The 19,324-nt window shown below is 44.2% G+C and carries 19 protein-coding genes; 3 read left to right on the top strand and 16 right to left on the bottom strand.

Translation table 11 applies throughout. The annotated features are described in order from the left end of the window. Positions 1-3: 3 nt before the first annotated feature. Entirely contained in the window at positions 4-972 is a 969-nt protein-coding gene (locus tag ACY8DX_RS03115) for a TRM11 family SAM-dependent methyltransferase (RefSeq protein WP_439803132.1), read from the bottom strand. Positions 973-1,142: 170 nt separating this feature from the next. Between ACY8DX_RS03115 and ACY8DX_RS03110 the strand changes: the two genes are divergently transcribed. Beyond that, positions 1,143-1,706 carry a glycerol-3-phosphate responsive antiterminator gene (locus ACY8DX_RS03110; RefSeq protein ID WP_462406188.1) on the top strand — a complete coding sequence of 188 codons (564 nt, stop codon included), beginning with the start codon at positions 1,143-1,145 and terminating at the stop codon, positions 1,704-1,706. Here ACY8DX_RS03110 and ACY8DX_RS03105 read toward each other — a convergent pair. The 12 genes from ACY8DX_RS03105 to ACY8DX_RS03050 form a co-directional block, all read right to left on the bottom strand. Beyond that, the gene (locus ACY8DX_RS03105; protein ID WP_049672159.1) at positions 1,701-2,474 is read right to left on the bottom strand and encodes an HAD-IIA family hydrolase; all 774 of its coding nucleotides are present in this window, start codon (positions 2,472-2,474) and stop codon (positions 1,701-1,703) included. The two genes, ACY8DX_RS03110 and ACY8DX_RS03105, sit on opposite strands and share 6 nt — an antisense overlap. A gap of 18 nt (positions 2,475-2,492) precedes the next feature. Next, on the bottom strand, positions 2,493-4,190 hold the full coding sequence (locus ACY8DX_RS03100) for an ABC transporter permease (protein WP_439803110.1): 1,698 nt from the start codon (positions 4,188-4,190) through the stop codon (positions 2,493-2,495). Continuing rightward, positions 4,187-5,374 carry an ABC transporter ATP-binding protein gene (locus ACY8DX_RS03095; RefSeq protein ID WP_231589549.1) on the bottom strand — a complete coding sequence of 396 codons (1,188 nt, stop codon included), beginning with the start codon at positions 5,372-5,374 and terminating at the stop codon, positions 4,187-4,189. Before ACY8DX_RS03095 ends, ACY8DX_RS03100 begins: the two co-directional genes overlap by 4 nt. Further along, the gene (locus ACY8DX_RS03090) at positions 5,334-6,380 is read right to left on the bottom strand and encodes an ABC transporter substrate-binding protein (protein ID WP_462406187.1); all 1,047 of its coding nucleotides are present in this window, start codon (positions 6,378-6,380) and stop codon (positions 5,334-5,336) included. Before ACY8DX_RS03090 ends, ACY8DX_RS03095 begins: the two co-directional genes overlap by 41 nt. 253 nt (positions 6,381-6,633) lie before the next feature. Beyond that, positions 6,634-8,439 carry a carbon starvation CstA family protein gene (locus ACY8DX_RS03085; protein WP_049672161.1) on the bottom strand — a complete coding sequence of 602 codons (1,806 nt, stop codon included), beginning with the start codon at positions 8,437-8,439 and terminating at the stop codon, positions 6,634-6,636. A 128-nt stretch (positions 8,440-8,567) separates the two neighbouring features. Continuing rightward, entirely contained in the window at positions 8,568-9,305 is a 738-nt protein-coding gene (locus ACY8DX_RS03080; RefSeq protein ID WP_462406186.1) for a LytR/AlgR family response regulator transcription factor, read from the bottom strand. Further along, positions 9,283-11,064 carry a LytS/YhcK type 5TM receptor domain-containing protein gene (locus ACY8DX_RS03075; RefSeq protein ID WP_462406185.1) on the bottom strand — a complete coding sequence of 594 codons (1,782 nt, stop codon included), beginning with the start codon at positions 11,062-11,064 and terminating at the stop codon, positions 9,283-9,285. The genes ACY8DX_RS03080 and ACY8DX_RS03075 overlap by 23 nt, the downstream gene beginning before the upstream one ends. Positions 11,065-11,205: 141 nt before the next feature. Next, the gene (locus tag ACY8DX_RS03070; protein WP_462406184.1) at positions 11,206-11,406 is read right to left on the bottom strand and encodes a hypothetical protein; all 201 of its coding nucleotides are present in this window, start codon (positions 11,404-11,406) and stop codon (positions 11,206-11,208) included. Positions 11,407-11,647: 241 nt separating this feature from the next. Next, positions 11,648-12,772: a DNA polymerase III subunit beta gene (gene dnaN / locus ACY8DX_RS03065; RefSeq protein ID WP_462406183.1), complete on the bottom strand. Its 1,125-nt coding sequence runs from the start codon at positions 12,770-12,772 to the stop codon at positions 11,648-11,650. Between the two features lie 88 nt (positions 12,773-12,860). Further along, complete coding sequence (locus ACY8DX_RS03060; protein WP_462406182.1) at positions 12,861-13,946, bottom strand: metallophosphoesterase; 1,086 nt, start codon at positions 13,944-13,946, stop codon at positions 12,861-12,863. 52 nt (positions 13,947-13,998) lie between these two features. Continuing rightward, positions 13,999-14,496 carry a DUF421 domain-containing protein gene (locus ACY8DX_RS03055; protein WP_462406181.1) on the bottom strand — a complete coding sequence of 166 codons (498 nt, stop codon included), beginning with the start codon at positions 14,494-14,496 and terminating at the stop codon, positions 13,999-14,001. 105 nt (positions 14,497-14,601) lie between these two features. Then, positions 14,602-15,996: a LysM peptidoglycan-binding domain-containing protein gene (locus tag ACY8DX_RS03050; RefSeq protein WP_462406180.1), complete on the bottom strand. Its 1,395-nt coding sequence runs from the start codon at positions 15,994-15,996 to the stop codon at positions 14,602-14,604. Positions 15,997-16,255: 259 nt separating this feature from the next. Here ACY8DX_RS03050 and ACY8DX_RS03045 point away from each other — a divergent pair, with 259 nt between their 5' ends. Continuing rightward, the gene (locus ACY8DX_RS03045; protein WP_049672167.1) at positions 16,256-16,465 is read left to right on the top strand and encodes a hypothetical protein; all 210 of its coding nucleotides are present in this window, start codon (positions 16,256-16,258) and stop codon (positions 16,463-16,465) included. A 12-nt stretch (positions 16,466-16,477) separates the two neighbouring features. Here ACY8DX_RS03045 and ACY8DX_RS03040 read toward each other — a convergent pair whose 3' ends face one another. From ACY8DX_RS03040 to ACY8DX_RS03030, 3 genes are all read right to left on the bottom strand, one after another. After that, positions 16,478-17,542, bottom strand: coding sequence for a 50S ribosomal protein L11 methyltransferase (locus ACY8DX_RS03040; protein ID WP_082197197.1), 1,065 nt, complete (start codon positions 17,540-17,542; stop codon positions 16,478-16,480). A 16-nt stretch (positions 17,543-17,558) separates the two neighbouring features. After that, complete coding sequence (locus ACY8DX_RS03035; protein WP_049672169.1) at positions 17,559-17,906, bottom strand: hypothetical protein; 348 nt, start codon at positions 17,904-17,906, stop codon at positions 17,559-17,561. A 123-nt stretch (positions 17,907-18,029) separates the two neighbouring features. Beyond that, positions 18,030-18,617 carry a vWA domain-containing protein gene (locus ACY8DX_RS03030; RefSeq protein ID WP_439803115.1) on the bottom strand — a complete coding sequence of 196 codons (588 nt, stop codon included), beginning with the start codon at positions 18,615-18,617 and terminating at the stop codon, positions 18,030-18,032. Positions 18,618-18,711: 94 nt separating this feature from the next. Between ACY8DX_RS03030 and ACY8DX_RS03025 the strand changes: the two genes are divergently transcribed. After that, the gene (locus ACY8DX_RS03025; protein ID WP_049672170.1) at positions 18,712-19,203 is read left to right on the top strand and encodes a hypothetical protein; all 492 of its coding nucleotides are present in this window, start codon (positions 18,712-18,714) and stop codon (positions 19,201-19,203) included. Positions 19,204-19,324: the final 121 nt, after the last annotated feature.

Genomic DNA, 19,324 nt, shown 5'->3' with positions numbered 1-19,324 from the left:
CTCTCAAACTGCTGGAATATTGGAACTCCTGCATAAGAGAATTTCACGCGTAAAACCAGGTTTCTTGGCTTCACATCGATCCATGATAATCAGGCCTGCCTGTTCAATCATGGCATCAATCGGTTCACCGGTCACAACCACAATCCTGTCAGCAATACGGTTGGCATGAATTAATATTGATAGCTGCTCCTCTGGTGAGGCGGTATGACATAAATTATAGGGCAAATCAATGATTGCTGAATCATAATGCTCAGTCACTTCCTCGATTGGCCCTTTCCTTACGTCACATTCATAACCGAAATAAGCGATATTCTCTCGTGCCCCTATCGCTGGTAATGGCTTGATATCCCTTCCCGTTATATCCATTCCCATCGAAAGAGCCTCAATCAAAACCGTCCCAATTCCACAGCATGGATCAATGACCTTCGTACCTTCCACCTTTGGAACGGCGATATTCACGACCGCTCTCGCCATCCTTGTGCTGAGCGCTGTTGAATATTCTCTTGGCTTTTGCTGATGCTTTAGCCATACCGCCTCCCCCTTTTTGTAGCGGCCGAAGTACCAGACTCCTTTATATGGAATAACGGCAAATAGATGAGTTGGATGCTCTAATTCGGCGACCCCCTGAATAGACAGACCAATCTCCCTCTCTATGCTCCGTCTCTTCTGCAAAGAAAGCCTCTCTTCTAAATCATTATCTTTGATGAGCAATACCTTAAATGTCTCTTCTCCGATTACCAGATTCTTTGCTTGCTCGGCAAGGGAATGATACGTATCCCCTTCAAACATGACCTCAATCCGCTCCCGGATAAAAGGACTTCTCTCTGGTTCGATTTTCTTCTTGCTCAAGATTACATATGGACCTGCTTCACACCCGAAGAGTGAACGCATTTCCATCTGGCACAGCGGTTCTTCCTCTGGACTGCACGCATACGTATATAAATAAATTGTCAAATGTCTATCCGCCTTTATCATTGTAATAAAAAAGCCCCTGTCGGCTATTTGCACATACAGAGACAAGCCTTTCTTCTATTGTAACAAATTTCGCTTCAATCATATCCTATATGCTGGAATTCTCCCTCTTTCTCCAATTCAATCAATAGTATGTTAAAATTTACAAAAACTGCACAGGGGGATGACCAATGAGAATAGTAGACATGGTTGAGTCACAATTGATTGCAAGTATTAAAGAAAAAGAGGATATTCAAAAGGCCATTGACAGCCGAGCAAATATCGCTTTTTTACTAACTGGCAATCTAATGAATATGCAAGGAATTATTTCTGAATTGAAATCCAGTGGAATGTATGTATTCATTCATTTAGATTTCATCGAGGGACTCTCCAATACGAAAAGCGCTCTTCAATTTATTGCTCAAGTATGGAAGCCGACCGGGATTATCACAACGAAAAGCAATGTTGTCAAATTAGCAAAAGAAGAGGGCCTAATGACCATACAGCGTATTTTCTTAATTGACCGCTCTGCTGTACAAAAAGGCATCGAGAATATTCATGCCTGCAAGCCGGATGCGGTGGAAGTCCTGCCTGGATTAATGCCCAAAATCATTGATGATCTCTCTCGCAAAATAAGACTCCCGCTGATCGTCGGTGGATTGATCAGCGAGGAATCAGAAATTCTAGCGGCTCTAAAAGCAGGTGCTCTCGCTGTATCTTCAGGAAATCCTGCCATGTGGCAATTTGATTTATAAAGCCGGAACCTGCTTGATGCTGTCTACCACATAGGCTGGAGAGAAAGAGGCAGCTCCGAGCATTTCTCTTGTGGTAATTCCAGTCAAGACAAGTACTGATTTCAAGCCAAACTCATTTCCCATCTTAATATCTGTTTCCAGACGGTCCCCAATCATAAAACAGTCAGATGGGTTCATCATCAGAACATCGGTAACGACAAATTCAGCCATGAGCCGGGATGGCTTTCCTGTTATGGAATCTATGGGCTGTCCCGTTGCTCCTTCAAGAGCCCCAATCATCGCACCGCAATCTGGTATTTCACCGCCATCCACCGGACAGGTACGATCTGGGTTTGTCGCAATAATTTTCGCCTTATTCAGCCAAGCCTGATAGGCTTTGTTGATTTTCTCATAGTTGAACTGACGGTCCCAGCCGATGACAACATAGCGGGCCTCCTTCTCATTCTCCGTTATCTGGATTCCCATCTCAGTGAGTTCATCCACCAAGGGTTTTTCCCCAATAACAAGCACAGCCTCTTGTTTTTGCATCATACTCTTTAAATACTTAGCTGTAATAAAGTTGGAATTAATCACTTGATCAAGCTCAGCGGGAATCCCTAGCTTACGCAGCTTCTCAACATACTGCATCCGAGTGGCAATCGATTTATTGGTCAAGAACACAACTTGATCCCCGCGGCTTTGGAGCTCCGCAATAGCCTCCTTCGCCCCGTCAATCAGCTCATCCCCCAGATATACCGTACCATCCAAATCAAATATATATCCTCTCATCCTTCTCCTCCAGATCATTCAATCATTTTTTGATATACGGTTGGCCGCTGCCTGCAGAATCAAGACTAAGATGACTAGAATGACAGACATGGCAGCTGCTGTATAATACTCGCCCCGAAGGATATTTTGAAAGATTGCCAGACTCATTGGCGCCCATTCTGCAGGTGCTATGAGAATGGAGATAGACGTTTCCTTAATAACCGTAATGAAGACGAGCAATGATCCTGCCGCTATCCCTGGAAGCATTAATGGACCAATGATGGTAATGGCAGCGGTCAGCGGTGTTGCTCCAAGATTAATAGCCGCTTCCTCAATATCCTGCTTAATAGCTCTCATTGTTCCCATTGTCGATCGAATCATATAGGGCAATCTTCTAATCGTATAGGCAACAATCAATAAAAGAGCGGTACCGGTTAATTGCAGGGGGGCTGTGTTAAAGGTTTGAATCAAGGCAATCCCAAACGCAATTCCCGGAACTATCAACGGAATATTTGTCACAAAATCCAGCTTTGAAGCATTTTGCCGGACAACAAAATAAGAGATAAAGGTCGCAATTACGACACTTAATACTAAGGCTCCAAAGGCGAGAATTAAACTGTTTTGGATATTTCCAAGCGAGCTCGTAAAGATGGTTTGATAATGCTTTATTGTATAGCCGCTTGGCAGGAAGTCCTTCCCCCAAGTTGTTGCAAAGGATTGAATGACAATGGAGACCATCGCAAGAAAAGGAACTAAAACAATAAGAAAACTGTAAGTGGATAAGAATCTTGTTAATCCTTTATGATTATTCAATCTTTGCATTTTAGGTTTACCGGAAACAGATCCGTAATTGCGGCCTTTTGTCGATAAGGACTGCAGCCAGAAGAAAAAGGCTGCAACGAGAACCATTACGACTGTTAATATCGCCGCACCGCCCCAATTATAAAATCCTGCAATTTCACGGTAAGCCTCGACAACTAGCAAATTAAGTGCTTTTGGGGCAAGAATGATTGGTGTCCCAAAGTCAGAGAAACTTACCGTAAAGATTAATAATGCACTTGATATAATACCTGGAAGGGCAAGTGGAAATGTCACAAATGCGAAAGTGAACCAGTTTTTAGCTCCTAGATTAAGTGATGCCTCCTCAAGCGTGATATCACTCACCTTAAAGGCAGCGACCATTGGCCATAGAGCATATGGAAAGAAGAAAAACACCTGTACAATCACGATTCCAGCCATGGAATATGGATCGATCAGCATCCCTTCTCCGCCAAGCTTTTGATAAATGGCCGTTATCCACCCCGATCTCCCGAACATGAGAATAAAGGCATAGGCTGAAATAAAGGTCGGCACAATTAATGGAATCGTGCATAGGGCAGATATCGTCTTCTTAAAGGGCATGGTCGTTCTAGCGATTCCATAAGCAATGGGCACGCAAAGAACAATGACCAGTACAGCTACGGTAATGGCAAGCTGCAAGCTGTTTATAAGACTATTAAAATAGCCCTTGCTCGTAATAATGGACTCGTACGCATCAAATGAAGCCCCTTTAAACTTCTCAATGGTTGAGTTCAGAATGGCCGGATCTGTTATGGAGCCCAATAAATTTACAGGCTGACCAGTGAAGCTGACCAAAAAGACGGATAAGAGCGGCAAGATCAGGAATAAGCCAAAAAACAAATAAATAAGGACTTTGACAAGTGTCAGACCATTGAATGCTCTTTTCCCTTTCTTCATATGACCAGCACCCTTTCAGGCTCAATGGCGAGCTTAACCTTCGTTCCTGGTTTCAAAATACTCTCTCCAGAGGCATAGGTAGCATCCACAATCAATGTATGACCCGCAGCCTTAACCTCATAACGGACAATAGAGCCTAAATAGGTAGAAATCAAAATTTCTCCTTCTAGTATATTCATCAATTCCGGATTCATTTCTGTATCGGCATGATGAATTTGTATGCTTTCAGGACGAATAATCACTGTGCCTTTCTCTTTGCTTTGATGATTCGTTTTTAGGGCGAATCCTTCCCCTTTAATGATGGAATACGACCCTACACGTTCAATTGATTGCACATTTAACATATTAGAGGTACCCACAAAATTAGCAATGAAAGGGCTTGATGGATGACTGTACAGGTCAGTAGGCCTTCCGATTTGCTTGACCTCCCCATTATTCATAACCGCCACGCGGTCAGCCATGCTCATCGCTTCCTCCTGATCATGCGTAACGAAAATGGTGGTAATTCCCAAGTCCTGCTGAATCCTTCTAATCGTATTTCTCATCGAATGACGGAGCTTCTGATCGAGATTGGACAGCGGCTCATCCATTAACAATACTGCCGGCTCCATCACAAGGGCACGGCCTAAGGCGACACGCTGCTGCTGTCCGCCTGAAAGCTCACTCGTCAGCCTGTCGGCATATGGCTCAAGCTCCATATACTCCAATATCTCCATGACCTTCCGTTCCATTTCCTTCGGCATACGCCCCAGCCGCCGGTTAAGCAAGCGGGCATAGACTCCCATCTTAGCGAGTACATTCTTCTCATTCAATTGTTTAATATTGAGGCTGTATGCTACATTTTCAAAAACATTCATATGAGGGAAAAGCGCATAGCTTTGAAATACCATCCCGCAATTCCGTTTGTTCGGAGGGATATGATTAACCTTCTCCTCTCCAATTCTGATGACACCTGATGTAGGCTCCTCAAAGCCTGCAATACATCGCATTGTCGTTGTTTTACCGCATCCGGATGGACCAAGAAGGGCGAAAAATTCGCCCTCCTTAATCTCTAGATTGACGTTATTCAATGCTTTCACTCCGGAAAATTCTTTATTTAACTGGTCGACTGTAACGGAACCCATGAATATCGCCCCTTCTTCCTTACTGGAATTTCTCTTTCCATTCATTTCTGACCTTGTCATAGTTTTTGTTCACCCAATCAATGTCCAGGTCGACCGCATGCGATTTTACATTCTCCAAGGTCAATGGTGTTTTGGACTCGACATCCGGGTTAATCGGAATATGATACCAATCAGCCAGTATTTGCTGGGCATCTTTTGATAGCATAAAATCAATGAATTCCTTCGCTCCCTTTTCATTTGGCGCCCCTTCCACCATTGAAATTGGATTGACGAGGATTGGTGTTTTATCAGGTACAACGAAATCGACTGTTTCGCCCTTTGCTTTTGCCTCATAGGCCATGAAATCAAATCCAACAGCGATATGGGCTTCCCCCATTGCTACAGCCTTTGTAGGGGCAGAACCGGAGTCAGGCATGGAATTCGCCTGTTCCACTAACTTCTCCATATACGCCCAGCCCTCTGATTCCCCGCGCTGCATCATTTGATTCAGCACCATTAAGGTCGAGGTTCCAGATGCAGCAGGGTTCGCAAATTGAATTTTCCCCTTCCATTTAGGGTCTAGCAGGTCATCCCATGTTTTTGGCGCTTCTTCCTCTTTCACCAGCTCGGTATTATAAGCAAAGCCAAGCACGAATACTTCCACCCCGACATACTTGTCATCCTCATGCTTTAGCTTGATACCGTCTTCAACTACATCCCAATCCTCGGCCTCCTTTGGCACATATGCACCAATAATACCTTTGTCAGCATTGGCCTCAAATGTCAGAATGCCTCCGCCCCCATACCAAGCATCCCCTTGCGGATTATCCTTCTCGGCCATCATCCGATTAACTAATATATTCGTTCCTGCATACTGAACGTCCACCTTGCCGCCTTTGACCTCTTCAAACTTAGAGGCAAGCTCCTTTGTAAAGTCTGGTGTTTCCGGTGAATACAACGTTATTTTCCCCGGTCCGTCAGCTCCACCGCCAGATCCTCCTGAGCTTTCCTCTCCTGCACAGCCAGCCAGTATTCCGCCAATTAAGCCAAGAGCGAGCAACGGCTTGCTCCAATGATATTTCCTCACTTGTCTTCATCCCCCTTTTTCTTCTTAGCCGAATAGGCAAGAAAAAAGAGAACATGCCGAATGACAGCCTTTTGTAAAGGCTTTCATTTTAGGCATCTTCTCATATTCTCCTACCTGTTTATTCGATTAACTATTATTATAAACATAATTTTCTAAATATCAACAATAATTTAAATTTTTACCAAATGTCCGATAAGATAAAAGCAGATCATACATAAAAAGCCCAGGGACAACAGCCCCTGGGCTCAGGCAATCAGACAAGTTCTTTAGCTGATTTTGCAACAAGCTCTGCCTGTGGCAATTTCATCATTTCAAGCCATTTTTTAATGGACGCTACCAAGATCACGAATCCGAGGATAAGCATGATAATGGATAGAACCCCATTCAAGATATTATAGCCTGCACTTTCTGCGTTCATATATACATTGGTAATCATCCAATAACCGGCCACATTAACCGTCACATACAAGTAAGCGAGCGGTACTAGACATGTAAGCATATACCAGCGTTTGTCCGCAATCTTCAGGATAACCGTCGCACCGACAATCAGACCGATGGAGGCCATCAATTGGTTTGATACTCCAAACAGGGCCCATACGGAGCTGATATCTCCTGAGAACAGGAGGTACCCCCAAACAAAGCAGGCGAGCGCACTGGCAAATATATTCGCCCAGAGAGAATCAGTTCGTTTCAGCGGTTTATAGAATTCACCGAAGAAGTCTTGAATTAAGTATCTGGCTACCCTTGTCCCTGAGTCAATCGCGGTCAGTATAAACACGGCCTCAAAGAGAATAACAAACTGATAGAAGTAGGAAGCTAAGTTCTTAAAGAATGGTACATTCGTAAAGATCTCTGTCATCCCAACAGCAAGTGTTACCGCTCCGCCTGTACGGCCTTCAAGGTCCATTCCGACATCCTCACTTAATCGTTCCAAATGAACTGGCTCCATATTCAATTTTTCATATTGCTCAGGCGTTGAGTTAATCGCAAAGTAATCTCCTGGCTGCAGGGAAATCGCTGCAATCAGGGCCATAATCGCTACTAAACATTCAACAAGCATCGCACCAAAGGCGACCCCTTTAATATCCTTCCAGCGATTGACCATTTTCGGTGTTGTACCGGAGCCAACGAAGGCATGGAACCCGGAAATGGCACCGCAGGCAATCGTGATGGAAATGAACGGCCATACAGGTCCTGCGACAACCGGACCTCCGCCGTTAATGAACTCTGTAAAGGCTGGGAATTGGACTTCTGGGTTAACAATGAAGACCCCGACAATAAGTGCTGCGAAAACGCCGATTTTCATAAATGTACTTAAATAATCACGCGGTGCCAGCAATAACCAGACCGGCAGTGCCGCTGCGAAGAAAGCATAGATAGGAAGTATAATAGCTAGTGTACTCTTCTCAAGCGTCAATAAATCGCCGAACCACGTGCCTTGAATATTCGGTCCAAGCACGATTGCCAGCATGATTAGAATAAATCCGACTGTTGTGGCAAGCTTCAAATTCCCTGTTCTCTTATGGTACAGACCAACCCCCATCGCGATTGGAATCGTGATACCGACTGCAAATGTTCCCCATGGGTTCCGCTCAAGCGCACCAAGGACAACCATTGATAAACCAGCCATTGTAATCGTGATGATGAAGAGCATGGCAAGCCCTGTACAGAATCCAGCGACTGGGCCAAGTTCTTCTTTGGCTACTTCAGAAAGGGATTTACCATCCCTCCGCATAGAGGCGAAAAGGACGACCATATCATGGACAGCTCCCCCAATAACCGCACCAACTAATAGCCAAATTAACCCCGGCAGATAACCGAATTGTGCTGCCAAGATGGGCCCGACAAGCGGACCTGCTGCAGCGATTGCCGCAAAGTGATGGCCGAAAACGACCCATTTATTTGTCGGCACATAATCTTGTCCATCCTCTAATTTCTGTGCCGGAGTAGGATTTGAATCATCCAATTTTAATACTTTAGCGGCCATGAATGTTCCATATAGCCTGTAGGCAATCATTAAGATACAGATAGCACCTACAACAATTGTAATCGCATTCATTTTAGGTCCCCCTTTGTTGTTATCTGCCTTTATTTTAGCGAATGAAAATGCTTACATTTCATTTTCAAGCTGATTTACAAAAAGGGAGGGATGAGTTGCAAAATTCGACACTTGAAAAGCACAAATTCTTAAAAACCGACGAGCATTTTCAACTCTTTCACATATGTCCTGCTGACCGGAACCTTTGAACCATCCTCCATGGTCAAGTTATAGGTGGAATTAAACCATGGCTCAATCTCAGTGATTTGATCCAAATTGACAATATAGCTTCTGTGAACACGAAGAAATGCCCCTTCATTGATTTTCTTCTCAATCATGACGAGTGCATCACTGACCCTGTATTCCATATGCTTTGTCTTAATGATGCATTTCCCATCTCTTGATTCTAAGAAGAGAATATCACGGCAGTTCAGCAGTACGATGCGTTCATCTATCAGCACTGGAATCTTGCCCTTTACTTCACGGATAGGCTGAACAGCGGTTCGCTGCTGCTCCAATCCAATGCCCTTTGATTTCTTAACCTTCTCAATCGCCTTACAAATCCGTTCTTCCTCAAATGGCTTCAAAATATAATCAACCGCATTTAGATCAAAGGCTTGAAGCGCATATTCATCATAGGCAGTCGCGAAGATAAGCGCAGGGGCTGGATCAAGCTCACCTAGCTTTTTGGCAATGCTCAGTCCATTCTCATCAGCCAATTCTATATCTAGGAAAACCAAGTCCGGCTTTAGAATATGAATATCCGCCAGCGCGTGGTCCACACAATCACTCTCCCCAGCAAATTCGGCCTCTTTACTGCGAAGAATCAAATATTTCAGTTCATCTCTTGCCAAAGGCTCATCATCAACGATATACACTCGCAGCATGCTGTTCTTCAACTCCTTTAAAATTACACGGCATCACAAGCACTGCCTTTGTGCCTTTATCCACTTCGCTCTCAATGAAGAGCTCGCCTTGTCCATTGTAGATTCCCTTTAACCGCTCACGAATATTAAAGAGAGCTGTCCCATTTCCACCCTTAGATTCAACAACCTGATTTCCAAGAGTAGCAAGCCGCTCTTTTGGAATTCCTGCTCCATTATCCTGCACCTCTATTCTTAAGCAGCCATCCTCCATATAGACACTTACTTGAATAAGGCATTTTTTCTTTTTCCCCTTTGGGCCGTAATGGATGGCATTCTCGACTAGCGGCTGTAAGGTAAAGGGGGGAATATACGATTTTAATAATCCTTGATCAACATCAAACTGAATATCATACCTATCCGGAAATCTTGTTTGCTCTAAGTTAATATAGGCCTTCACGGTTTCCAGCTCTTTTTCAAGCGGAATCAGCATTTGCCTTGCCCCCTGTAAGTTGCCCCTGAAGAAGGCACTTAACTGAAGCAATAGCTCCCTTGCCTTCTCGGGATTCGTACGGCATAAGGCAGATATCGTGTTCATGCTGTTAAATAAGAAATGGGGATGGATCTGGGCTTGTAATGCCTTGATTTCCGCATCCTTCAATAACTTTGTCTGCTTCTCTGCCTCCGCCAACTCAAGCTGAGCGGAGAAGAGATTGGCCAGTCCCTCGGCCAGCATCTCCTGTACCTTATCAAGCTTTGCCGGTTCGGTATAATACATTTTCAGCGTACCAGCGACTTTTTCCTTCACCTTAAGCGGCATGACAATTGCCGCTCTTAATGAACAATCCTTATGGCCGCAATAGATGGCCTCTCTCGTTCGTGCAACCGATACCTTCCCTGTCTCCAGCACTCTTCTCGTCAAGCCTGTTTCAGGCCGCAGATTTGCCGCATGATGGTCAGATGCCGCTCCAACATGGGCAAGCACCAGCTCTGTATTCGTTATTGATACGGCATCCGCATTCGTCAGCCGCAGCATGATCTTCGCAATTTCCTCAGCAGAATGCTGGGTCAGACCTTGACGGAAATAAGGGAGCGTTTGATCGGCAATATCAAACGACTGATTAACCTGGATAGCACGCCCCATCTCATCATCTCGCTTAATGGACTGCACGATAAACATGAACAATAATGTTCCAAGTCCATTAATGCAAATCATTGGGATGCTGATATAGCTGACCAAGTCCCAGGCATGTTCAACCGGCTTTGAAACAAGAAGAATAATGAGCATCTGCAGCGCCTCCAAAGTCATGCCGACCACAACTGCAAATCCGGCTGTCACCGGCTTGGACAGCTCCTTTCGCTGCCGTCCGATATAGCCCGCAATGACCCCTGCAACAACTGTTGAAATCGCACAGGAAAGAGCTGTGAAGCCACCTAAGGAATAGCGGTGCACACCGGCTATCAGGCCGGCTCCAATCCCGACGACAGGCCCCCCAAGAAGCCCGCCGATCACTACACCCATCACCCGCGTATTTGCAATAGCACTTTCTGCCCCAATCTCTGACAACCATCGATTTTGTTCAATGGAATGTCCATAAACCTCTATACCGGTATAATTGCTAATGATGCCAAATGCACCGAACAACACAATCAATCTGAGCTTTACATACTTATTATGGTCTTCCTGTACAATTTGCCGGAACGAATGAATCTTCGATAATAGGAAGGCAACAATCACGATAATTCCTACTTTTTCCAGCATAGCTGGGACTAATTGAAGCATCTCAGGTTCCACCCCTTGCTTGTTCAAGATCATGTTGATTCCTTTGGTATTATTATATTCTCAAAATCTTCTAAAACAAAAAGATAGCACCTGTGATGGATGAGTTTGTAAAGCAGGAGACCTTGTTTAGACCCTTTACTATTAGAAGTCGTTCCTAATGTTTTTTTCCCCCTTGCCTCGAATATTCCGCCCTAAGCAAAAATTACCGCCCATCGTTCTCTTCAATCGCCCATATTCTACTTTTTCCGCCTTGAAAATTCCTTGTTCGCCCTTAAGTGACCCTATCTCGCCCTGAAAGTCCTTGTCTTCGCCCATAAAACTGATCATTACGCCTTTAACCATGTGGAATTTACCCTTAAAACCCTGAAAGCAGACTGTTCGTCATGACCATTGAATTCCTATTTGTCTCTAAACGTATAAAACAGACAAGCAGATAGCCTTTTTGATCGAAATAGCCTGTCTTCATCAAAAAAACCCTTCTTTTGGCGGTATAGACGATACGGCTGGTCAAATGAGACCCATCATTCTACAACGCAAACAAAAAACCAGTCCTAAGACTGGCATCCTCTTAATCTATCTTATTTTACGATCGTACAGGGGATATCAGATGCAGATGCTCTTCAACGCCGAATGGCTGGACAAGCACGGGTCTGATTAAACCGTGAAAGCTTAGGACAACCTTGTCCTCCTTGATTGATTTAAGCGCATCGAGCAGGTAGCGGCCGTCAAGCATAATCTCCAGCTCCTCTTCCCCATCAACCCACTCAACCGTCTGCACCTCTTCAATCTTTCCGACTGCAGTTGATTTGGAGGAAATCCTCAGCTGTGCGCCGTTCTTAACAGCCAGGGAAATGGTATTATGACGCCACTCACTTGCAAACAGGCAGGCACGGTCCACACCGAGCAGGAGTTCCTTCCTATTGGAAGCAATCACACACATTGCCTCTTTCGGAAATAGATTCTCGATGTTCGGGTAATTGCCTTCAATCAATCTTGATAATAACAAGAGGGAGTCTGATTGAAAGAGAATATGATTATCAGAGATTGCCATTTTTACTTCGGGTGCATGCTGCAGGAGCTTAGCAAGATCCAACAAGGTTTTGCCCGGCACAATACACGCACCCTTCCATTCTGCCGCCACGCTTGCCCTTCGCAAAGCCAGCCGCTGAGCATTCGTTGCCGCTAACGCAAGTTTCCCGTTCTGAATGGAGATGTGGACACCTGACAAAACGGGCCGTGATTCTGCCTTTGCCACAGCGAAGGCTGTTTGTTTGACCATTTCTACCAATTCTCCTCCAGTCACTCTCACGATATTAGCACTATCCATTTGCGGGAGAGCAGGGTACTCCTCGGGGTCGTATCCATTCATGGTCGTGATGATCTCCTCTGATTGTACAGTAATATGGAGCTCTTCATCTGCCTCTATGAATATATCGCTTGGGAGCTTTTTCACCATTTCACTGAAATACTTACCCGGAACAACCGCGCTGCCTTCCTTAAATACTTGCATGATTGGTTTACCATCGAGCCTAGCAGGGATTGTCCTCTGAATAATGATATCTGAATTGCCGCCCGTTAAGGTCACCCCATCCGTATTTGCCATTACTTTGATTCCGCTCAATATAGGTAACACGTTTCGATTGGAGACAGCATACATGACTTCTTGCAGAGCCTGCTTGAAATAGTCCCTTTGGATTGAAATTTGCATAGCGAGAACCTCTCCGTCATCCGATTTGAATAGCTTTATTTTAGCATATATTGACAAAAAGCACGCATCCGTCAGATGCATGCTTCACTTAATCAAAATTCACTTCAATAATCCACGCCTCAGATCTCGTGCCAATACGAAGCGGAGGTCCCCAAGTTCCAAAGCCAGAAGAGACAAAGGAATGAAGATTGCCTTTCTTCAAATAGCCCCAATCATTTTCATAAATCCAACCCGTGATTAAATTGCCCGGGAATAATTGTCCACGGTGCGTATGACCAGAGAGAAGAATATCGACTCCACTTTCCTCAGCCTGTGCCAGTTCGACCGGTGTGTGGTCAAGCATGATGATTGGCTTTGAATGGTCAAGCCCTTCAACAAGTTCACTGATGGAAGAACGATTATCATCGGTTAAATCCTTGCGCCCAATCAGATAAAAACCATTCTTTACTTCCACGGTCTCATCCATTAACATCTGGATGCCGACAGCCTCAAACTCTTCTTCAAGCTCTTTAAGATCATTTCCATAATAATCATGATTTCCCGGGGATACATATACACCTAGAGGCGCCTTCATTCCGCGGAAAATCTCAATCATATTCTCCTCATTAAACGTATCAATCTGGTCATCAATGATGTCACCAGGTATCAGTACGATATCAGGTTTCTCCTCCTCCACCATGGCAGCCAGCTTTTTCAGATGACCGCTCCCTACGATTGGGCCTAAGTGCGTATCAGAGGCCATGAATATCTTAATGGAATCGCGTCCAGCCTCTTTATTCACCTCCACTTGGTCATATCGGACAACCGGACTGAATGCCTGATAGGAGCCATAGGAGATGACCGCTGCAAAGAAGAGAAAGTAAATGATGCCCATGACCATAAGGCCTCTTTTCCTTGCTAAGTAATAAGCTAGGTTCATGAATGGGAGCAGCACAAGACTGTAGCCGACAATGATGAACCAATAGCCCCCAACCCATTTAAAGATGCCAAGATGAGGAATCATCCCAATAAACATGGATAAGGATAGAATAAGAAACAGGACCGTATAGGTTTTTTTAAACCTTCTAAGCGGAGATACCTCAAGCCAGGCTCTCCCGTTTCGCCATATATAAAAGGATATGGCTCCATAAATCAATACGGTAAGGATAATCATCAGCACCATCTTCACGACCATTGCCCAAAACCTCATCTCACTAGAATTACTATTAGCATATCATACCGTCTATTTAGTCTGGAATCGTAGAACTCCCATCTTCGCTTGATTTGGAAAGCACAGAGAATTGACCATTCGATTCCAGTATGACAGCTTCTACTTCATCCAGACTCTCTTTCCCCTGCATCCGCACCGCTTGAATAATTTCTTCCTTTTCAATTCGTTCAGCCTCCATCACATCCTGGAAATACTGTCCCCTGAAATATAAAATGGATGCTTCCCCTTTAATGACATGGCTGATTTTGTTCGTCTCCGTCGTTGTCTTCGAGAATATCCACTGCAGGGCAATTAAGACAAAGAAGGCCGCCATTCCATCAAATATCGAAATGGCATTATCTAATAATACCGTCCCAAATACCGACCCAATTGAAACAGTAATCACTAAATCAAACGCATTTAATTGCGTCAACGTTCGCTTGCCAGCAATACGAAGGATAACGATAAGGGCAATGTAGGCCAAAATACCAATGACGATGATTCTGCCTAAGTCTCCCCAATTAAGTGTAAACATCTATATCCCCCCATTTCACAGTCTCCTTCTCCATTACCGAAATGGACAACAGATAAACGTAAAAAAGCGCCCCCTATATCAGGGACACTTCATACTCAACCTTCTTTAGGATGTTCGCGGTACATAAATCCGCTGATTCGGAAAAATCAATTCTGGATTAGTGAGATTATTAATCCTCTCAAGCTCACGAATTGTCGTACGGAATCGGCGGGCAATCTCTGTTAAAGTATCCCCGGATTTCACTATATATTGAAAATATTCTTTCCGCGGCGGCTGCTGTCCTTCATCACTTTTGATTCGAAGGGTATCCCCTGGATACAGGACATTTGGATTAGAAAGTTGGTTATCCGATGCAATCTTCTCCACGGTCGTACCGTATCTTCTCGCCAATTCACTCAATGTATCTCCTCGTTGCACAATATATTCTGTCGTCGTCTCATACCCGCTTCTTACCGTAATCCGCAGCCTTTCACCCGGATAGATTAAATCCGGATTGGAGAGATTATTCTCCTTAGCAATTGATGCGGCTGTTGTGGAATATTTACGGGCGATTGCTGATAAGGTGTCTCCAGTCCTGACCGTATAATCAATTATCACCGCCGCCCTTTCCTGCCTGTCATCATCATAAATCGTCAGGCGTAATTTTTCTCCTGCATAGATGAGATCTGGATTGGAGAGATTATTCTCTCTGGCAATCGCAGCTACTGTCGTATGATATTTGCGGGCAATTTCAGATAAGGTGTCACCAGCCTTAACCGTATAGGTGATTGTCTCAGACCTCGTCTCCCGTTCAGCTGGCTTAATCACTTCCCTGGTGTCACTGACCAATATCCCGTCATTGAATCGGTCTAAATCGACATCTCCGTCAATACCAGCCACGCTGCCTGAATCTGAATACTGCCACCCCGCCCATGATGACCATCTCACACCATCCGTTGGCTCACTCACCCCATACTCAGCTATCCATAGAGAATAATCCGTTAAGGCATCATTAAATGTGCTGGCTGCATTAGAAGCATCGCTATATACAACTGCTTCCTTGCCTGATAATCTCACAGTCTCCCGAATAAAGGTCAAGGCAATATCATTGATTTCCTCATTACTCAATCCCGTTAAATCCTCAAAATCCATAGCTAGCTTGCCCTCAAATTCCTTGCCGCTGATTGTGGAGACAAAAAAGCGTGCTTGTGCCTCTGCCTGTGATTCGGTTCTTGCTGTCACATAATGATAGAATCCAACAAGGAGCCCGGCATTCTTAGCTCCATCATAATTACGTTCAAAATCAGGATCGACATAATCTGTTCCCTCACTAGATTTAATATAGACCATTTCAATACCTGCATCTGCGACTTCCCGAAAATCGATTTCTCCCTGCCATTCACTTACATCGATTCCCCGGAAGAGGTTTGAACTTTCTGGTTCCAGGGCATTGGCATTCTCAGTCGGTATAGCTAACAGGACTGCCAGCCCCATTAACCATCCACTCAATAATTTTCTCATCTGCTTTAGCTCCTTTAATCATTTCATCCATCATGACTGCTTGTACCTCAGTCTATTCGGAGAAGCCGAAAGCGTGAAGGAGAATATCATTACCTCTGAAAATTCAGCTTACAAATATCACACGATAAGCCTAATTTTATTCCATTTTATGTAATAAACCTCTTAATATTTACAATAAATTCCTCAATAAGATGATTACTTTGTCTTATATTGCGGTATTAAGGAGAAAGACTAAAGAAATTTTAAGGGGGAAAAACGATTGCAGAGACTAAAAATGATTGTTGATGACTTGCATGATAGTGAGGCGAAATCATTATTATTCCAAATTCTATTGAAGATTGAATCAGGCAAGGAGGGCGGCTTCGAGGTAGAGTCGTTTACTCGGGACTTAGAGGGCTTATATGACCATCTTCTCTATTATAAATCTGGAAACATCTCCACATATCCAAACAAAATAAGACAGCGCTAGGCTGTCCTATTGTTATCGGCTTTTTATGAGATAGGCTGTCACCCATTCATCTGTTTGATGAATTTCCTTCAGCTGATACCCGTTTTCTTGGTAAACCTTTAGAGCATCCTCCTCATTCCACGTCACCATCCCCGAAAGGATTAATCTCCCTCCAGCTGCCAGATGTCTATCAACAAAAGCGAATAATTGCTTAATTTCATTTGCAGCGATATTAATGAAGATCCAGTCGAACGTTCCATCAATCCCGAACTTTGGATTTAGAGCATCCGCACAGCTCACCTTGATATTGGACTCTACCCCATTCAGCCTGGCATTGTATAAAACCTCTTCACCAACATCCTCCATATCGATTGCTTGAATTTCCGAAGCTCCTGAAAGAGCGGCCCCTATACTTAATAGCCCCGCTCCTGTACCGATATCAAGCACCCTCATTCCTTTCATCTCTTCACGGAGAATGAGACGGAGACAGTCCTGTGTCGTTCCATGAAGACCTGAACCAAAAGCACGCGGAGGCTCAAAATGAATGATTTTGCCTGCCGGTACTTGCTCTTCCTGTACCGGTTTAATGAACCAGCCATTTTGAAGGTCAATGATAGGGAATGGCTCCTGCCATTCTACTGTATCAAGCAGCTGATAATGTACCTTTTCCTTTGCAACCGTAAGGATAGCCGCTATGGATGCCTGCTCCTTTTCAACATCCACCGGTATTGACTCCTCTTCAATAATCACCTTCAGGTCAACGGTGCCATCCTCAATCTCTTGGACACCATAGCCATTGTCAGAAGCATATTGCTCAATCGGCTGGTCGTAATAAGAATTGTAGTACCCATGCATATTCAGCTTTTCGATTGCTTCATCGACAGCCTCCTGCAGCATAGAAATCGTATATTCATGTAGCATTTTCAACATCCTTACCTTCATCATTGATTGTTCTATTATAGGAGGGTTGCGAACAATTCGCAAACCTGCTTCGAATGTCTCAAACCCTCTCAGCTTCCCAATCCGGTGTTCCGAATCATTCGGAGCCCCCCTGCGAATCAATAAAAGCCGGCAAACAGCAAAAGACCCTGATGACATTCATCAGGGTTTTCGTTTAGAAAGAGAGAATCATATAATAGCAAACTGGGATTATAAATAGCAGCAATCCTGGAATGGACAGAATCAATCCGGCAATAGCAAGCCCTCTCCCCTTACTCGAATGCAGAGCAGCCAAGCCAAAAGGCAACGTGAGGAAGGCAAGGATAAAGCTGATTGATATAGCCAAGATGTCAATTGAATCAGCCATTTCGTAGGAGCTGACCGCATAATAGCCTAAAAGCATGAAGGCGAACGAGGCCAGGCCTGTCAATCCAGCTATCATTGCTGAACCGAGACGCTTATGGACATATACATTTGATTCATGGTGCATTGATGTTCGAGTTGCCTGGATACTTGAATACAAAACGACTCCTCCTAACCCCAAATAAGTGAAATCGTTCTATATATCGGTCAATATTCATTTTGTTCAACATACCTAGACGAAAAGGAAGGAGCATATCGCTCCTCCATAGCTCGAATACTATTTTTATGTTCTTTTTTCAGCCAATTTCATATGGACAGATGCATACATCTTCTGGACGCCGACGGGTGAAGCTTCATATTGGCAGGCATCTTGTTCAGCAACGCCCAATTGTCCAGCTTCCTTAGCAGCATCGATATTGGCTCCGATAAAGAGGAATTCCCAATGATATTTCTCTTGCTGATGACGAATCATTTCTTTCACTTTGTCATACGTAAATTCCACGCTGGCATTCTCATAGCCATCTGTCGTAATGACGAAGATCACTTTGCCAGGACGCGCATCCTCCGCCGTATGTGCCAGACGCTGGCCAACGCTTAAAATTGTTTTTCCGACAGCATCAAGCAGGGCAGTCATCCCTCTGACATAGTATTCCTTCTCTGTCATTACTACTTGATTCGCATCCTTTCCTTCCCAAAGCACCTCATACTCATCATCAAATAAAATAGCGGTCACTGCAGTCTTGCCAGGCAGATCGCATTGTTTTTTCACCAAGGAGTTGAACCCGCCAATTGTATCCTTCTCCAAACCAGCCATCGAACCGCTCCGATCAAGGACAAAAATAAGCTCAGTCAATTGTTTATTCATCATCATCCATCTCCTCAAATGAATTATCTATCATGCTATAATTTTACCTAAGAGAGTGAAGCATTTGGTCGCTTTACAGGCGACAATAAGGAGGATGGTCATGAAACGAGAATACTTAATGCATGAATTGAAAGAGTATATGGCAGGCCGTCAGCTTGAACCTGTTGTTTTCGAAAGTCAGCTGCTGCGCTCAGCCACCCGTCACACCGAGGAGGAGGAATTGCAAGATTTCATTGAGACAAACAGGAAGCCGCCCCTTCAGCAAGTCCTATTCTCTTTTATTGATGAAAAAGGAAAAACAGATTCTGAGATTTACACACGTGCAGGTGTTGACCGCAAGCTTTTCTCAAAGATACGCACCAACCCGGAGTATCATCCCAGTAAACGAACCATCCTTGCCTTAGGGTTTGCCTTAGAGCTGCAAGAACCAGACTTGGAGATACTCCTTCAGGCAGCCGGGTATTCCCTCTCTGAAAGCGAGACGAGCGATTTAGTCATTCGCTTCTTTCTCGAGAAAGCTATTTATGATATCGATCTTGTGAATCAAGGACTGGATTCCATGAATCTAAAACCATTGACCGGCATTTTATAAAGCCCCCTGTTTTTGTCAATCATATTAGTTGAAATTTTTGTGAACAACTATTTTAATAGAGTATAGAAAGCGCTTCCAGATGCTGGCTTGTTTTTCAAGATTTACAATTGCCAAGACATCT

Source organism: Gracilibacillus sp. Marseille-QA3620, from assembly GCF_054950035.1.
The sequence above is the reverse complement of the archived record's forward strand: the minus strand, read 5'-3'. Positions and strand labels throughout refer to the sequence as shown.

Bases quoted from the DNA above. Each gene is read 5' to 3' on its own strand.
- ACY8DX_RS03110 (WP_462406188.1), top strand. From the start codon at position 1,143: ATGAGAATAGTAGACATGGTTGAGTCACAATTGATTGCAAGTATTAAA.
- ACY8DX_RS03105 (WP_049672159.1), bottom strand. From the start codon at position 2,474: ATGAGAGGATATATATTTGATTTGGATGGTACGGTATATCTGGGGGAT.
- ACY8DX_RS03100 (WP_439803110.1), bottom strand. From the start codon at position 4,190: ATGAAGAAAGGGAAAAGAGCATTCAATGGTCTGACACTTGTCAAAGTC.
- ACY8DX_RS03095 (WP_231589549.1), bottom strand. From the start codon at position 5,374: ATGACAAGGTCAGAAATGAATGGAAAGAGAAATTCCAGTAAGGAAGAA.
- ACY8DX_RS03085 (WP_049672161.1), bottom strand. From the start codon at position 8,439: ATGAATGCGATTACAATTGTTGTAGGTGCTATCTGTATCTTAATGATT.
- ACY8DX_RS03080 (WP_462406186.1), bottom strand. From the start codon at position 9,305: ATGCTGCGAGTGTATATCGTTGATGATGAGCCTTTGGCAAGAGATGAA.
- ACY8DX_RS03075 (WP_462406185.1), bottom strand. From the start codon at position 11,064: ATGCTTCAATTAGTCCCAGCTATGCTGGAAAAAGTAGGAATTATCGTG.
- ACY8DX_RS03070 (WP_462406184.1), bottom strand. From the start codon at position 11,406: ATGGTTAAAGGCGTAATGATCAGTTTTATGGGCGAAGACAAGGACTTT.
- dnaN (WP_462406183.1), bottom strand. From the start codon at position 12,772: ATGCAAATTTCAATCCAAAGGGACTATTTCAAGCAGGCTCTGCAAGAA.
- ACY8DX_RS03060 (WP_462406182.1), bottom strand. From the start codon at position 13,946: ATGGTCGTGAAGATGGTGCTGATGATTATCCTTACCGTATTGATTTAT.
- ACY8DX_RS03055 (WP_462406181.1), bottom strand. From the start codon at position 14,496: ATGTTTACACTTAATTGGGGAGACTTAGGCAGAATCATCGTCATTGGT.
- ACY8DX_RS03050 (WP_462406180.1), bottom strand. From the start codon at position 15,996: ATGAGAAAATTATTGAGTGGATGGTTAATGGGGCTGGCAGTCCTGTTA.
- ACY8DX_RS03040 (WP_082197197.1), bottom strand. From the start codon at position 17,542: ATGTCATCAGGGTCTTTTGCTGTTTGCCGGCTTTTATTGATTCGCAGG.
- ACY8DX_RS03030 (WP_439803115.1), bottom strand. From the start codon at position 18,617: ATGATGATGAATAAACAATTGACTGAGCTTATTTTTGTCCTTGATCGG.
- ACY8DX_RS03025 (WP_049672170.1), top strand. From the start codon at position 18,712: ATGAAACGAGAATACTTAATGCATGAATTGAAAGAGTATATGGCAGGC.